Origin of the sequence: Mesorhizobium sp. M1E.F.Ca.ET.063.01.1.1, assembly GCF_003998155.1 — a bacterium.
Classification (GTDB): Bacteria; Pseudomonadota; Alphaproteobacteria; order Rhizobiales; family Rhizobiaceae; genus Mesorhizobium.
The window spans coordinates 1-2,715 of the sequence record NZ_RZSC01000766.1; the positions used below are offsets into that span (position 1 = coordinate 1).

Below are 2,715 nucleotides of genomic sequence, written 5' to 3' on the forward strand. Positions count from 1 at the left end.
CTCGCGCACCGCGCGCAGCTCATCCGCGTTGGCGCCGATCACATTCCGGGCCATGATCGAGGAGGAAGCCTGGCCGAGCGCGCAGGCCTTCACGTCATGGGCGAAATCGGTCACCACATCGCCATCCATTTTCAAGTCGACGGTGACGGTCGAGCCGCACAATTTGGAATGCGCCCTGGCGGTCGCATCGGGGTGATCGAGACGGCCGATCCGGGCGATGTTTCCAGCGAAGCCCAGAATTTTCGCATTGTAGACGTCGTCGATCATATTTTTCCAATCCGTCGCCGCCGAGCGAACAGCGTTTGCCGCTGTTGTGTCTTCCTTTCGCTCAGCACGACCATATATAATGGTCGCAGCCGGGCATCGACAAGGCAACCTCAAGCTATTGTCATTGCTCATCTGTTCACGCCGCTTGCGGGCTGGAAACCGGGCGAGTTTCACCCGAAGGTCGTGGTCCGTTCAACTCGTCCCACCTTTGAGTGGGACTACGGGAGACGCCTTTATGGATGCCGTCATCAAGAAACTCATGCCCCCTTCCTCCTACATGGAAAAGCCGGTTACCGACCGGCCGAGCGAGGCCGAGGTCGAGGCCGCCGTGCGCACGCTTTTGCGCTGGACCGGCGACAACCCCGATCGCGAGGGCTTGGTCGACACGCCGAAGCGTGTCACCAAGGCTTTCCGCGAAATGTTCAACGGCTACGACATGTGCCCGGCCGAGGAGCTTGGCCGCACTTTCGAGGAAGTGGCCGGCTATGACGATCTCGTCATCGTCAGGGACATCAAGTTCCACTCCCATTGCGAGCACCATATGGTGCCGATCATCGGCAAGGCGCATGTCGGTTACCTGCCGGACGGCAAGGTCGTCGGCCTGTCCAAGATCGCGCGCGTCGTCGACATCTTCGCCCATCGCCTGCAGACGCAGGAAGCGATGACCGCGCAGATAGCGGGCGTCATCCAGGACGTGCTCAACCCGCGCGGCGTCGCCGTGATGATCGAGGCCGAGCATATGTGCATGGCCATGCGCGGCATCCGCAAGCAGGATTCGACCACGCTCACCTCGACCTTCACCGGCGTCTTCAAGGACACGCCCGAGGAACAGGTGCGCTTCGTCACCATGGTGCGTGGCTGATCGCCGGCTTTCAGACCATGGTCCCGAAAAGTGGGACCCGGTTTTCGGATAAGATCATGGTCAAGCAAAAAGACGAACCGGCAATGTCGTCACTGCAATTTCCCGAAGCTCCAGCAGACAAGAAGGCGCTGGAGGAAGGCGCCGTCCTTTCTCCGCGCTTCGATGCCGCCGGCCTCGTGACCGTTGTCGTCACCGACGCCGGCGACGGCATGCTTTTGATGGTCGCGCACATGAATGCGGAGGCGCTGGCGCTGACGCTGGAAACCGGCATCGCGCACTACTGGTCGCGTTCGCGCAACGCGCTATGGAAGAAGGGCGAGACCTCGGGCAATTTCCAGCGCGTCGTCGAGATGCGCACGGATTGTGACCAGGACGCGATATGGTTGAGCGTCAAAGTATTGGGCCACGACGCAACTTGTCATACCGGCAGACGTTCCTGCTTTTATCGGACGGTGGGGCTCAGCGACGGCAAGGCGACGCTTGCCGACGATGGCAGCAAGCCGCTGTTCGATGCGCAAGAGACGTATCGGAAGCCGGTGTGAACCATTCAATATTCACAAATCCCTTATATTCACTATTCTCAAACATCCTTGTGGTAGAAGGGATACGGGACAAGGGGAGATCATGATGCTCGAATGGGCGTCATTGCGCAGCAGACCTGACGTTCAGGAGGCCAACGGCCCTGCATCGTCCGGCGGCGTGCCCGAACCGAAGTCGGCGAAGAAGATGGGCATCTCGCTGGCGCTCGGCGGCGGCTGCGCCCGTGGCTGGGCCCACATCGGCGTGCTGCGCGCGCTGGACGAAGCCGGCATCGAAGTGTCGATGATCGCAGGCACCTCGATCGGCGCGCTCGTTGGCGGCTGCTATCTTGCCGGCAAATTGGACGAGCTGGAGGAATTCGCCAGGAGCCTGACCAAGCGGCGCATCTTCGGGCTTCTCGATCTCAATTTCCGCGGCAGCGGCCTGTTCGGCGGCATGAAGCTCGATGCGCGTCTGCGTGAGCACGTGGACGGTATCCGTTTCGAGGATTTGATGAAGCCGTTCGTCGCCGTCGCCTCGGAAGTCCGCACCGGTCATGAGATCTGGCTGTCGAACGGCTCGCTGATCACCGCCATGCGCGCGTCCTACGCGCTGCCCGGCGTCTTCGAACCCGTGAACTGCAATGGCCGCGTGCTGGTCGACGGCGCCCTGGTCAACCCGGTGCCGGTCTCGGTCTGCCGCGCCTACGAGCAGCCGCTCGTCGTCGCCGTCAACCTGCATTACGACCTGTTCGGCCGCGCCGCGGTGATCAAGCACAGCGCCGGCGAACTGGTCGTCGAGAAGGACGCGCCGAGCCCCGGTCAGGCCAATCCTCAGCATCATCCACACCAGACCCGGCTCGGCGTCACCGGCGTCATGGTCGAAGCCTTCAACATCATCCAGGACCGGATTTCGCGCGCCAGGCTTGCCGGCGATCCGCCCGACATGTCGCTGCAGCCGAAGCTCAGCCATATCGGCCTGACCGAGTTCCACCGCGCCGACGAGGCGATCCGCCTCGGCTATCAGGCGACGATGTCTCAGATCAGCGAATTGACGCGGCTGCAGAC

General features: G+C 62.1%; 4 protein-coding genes. 3 read left to right on the forward strand and 1 reads right to left on the reverse strand.

The window, feature by feature from the left end; all coding sequences use genetic code 11:
- Positions 1–267, reverse strand: a 267-nt coding sequence (locus EOA29_RS31950; RefSeq protein WP_189479053.1) for an iron-sulfur cluster assembly scaffold protein, incomplete at its 3' end; no start/stop codon positions are given.
- Positions 268–502: 235 nt separating this feature from the next.
- On the opposite strand from EOA29_RS31950, the gene folE reads away from it, so the two are divergent.
- The 3 genes from folE to EOA29_RS31965 form a co-directional block, all read left to right on the forward strand.
- Positions 503–1,129, forward strand: a complete 627-nt coding sequence (folE, locus tag EOA29_RS31955; RefSeq protein WP_126093445.1) for a GTP cyclohydrolase I FolE — start codon at positions 503–505, stop codon at positions 1,127–1,129.
- An 83-nt stretch (positions 1,130–1,212) separates the two neighbouring features.
- Positions 1,213–1,671 carry a phosphoribosyl-AMP cyclohydrolase gene (gene hisI / locus EOA29_RS31960; protein ID WP_126095880.1) on the forward strand — a complete coding sequence of 153 codons (459 nt, stop codon included), beginning with the start codon at positions 1,213–1,215 and terminating at the stop codon, positions 1,669–1,671.
- Positions 1,672–1,756: 85 nt separating this feature from the next.
- Positions 1,757–2,715 (forward strand): patatin family protein (locus EOA29_RS31965; protein ID WP_145969915.1); only part of this gene is annotated, 959 nt, incomplete at its 3' end.

What these genes read in the sequence shown, in the direction of transcription:
- folE (WP_126093445.1), top strand. Translation starts at nt 503, where the DNA reads ATGGATGCCGTCATCAAGAAACTCATGCCCCCTTCCTCCTACATGGAA.
- hisI (WP_126095880.1), top strand. Translation starts at nt 1,213, where the DNA reads ATGTCGTCACTGCAATTTCCCGAAGCTCCAGCAGACAAGAAGGCGCTG.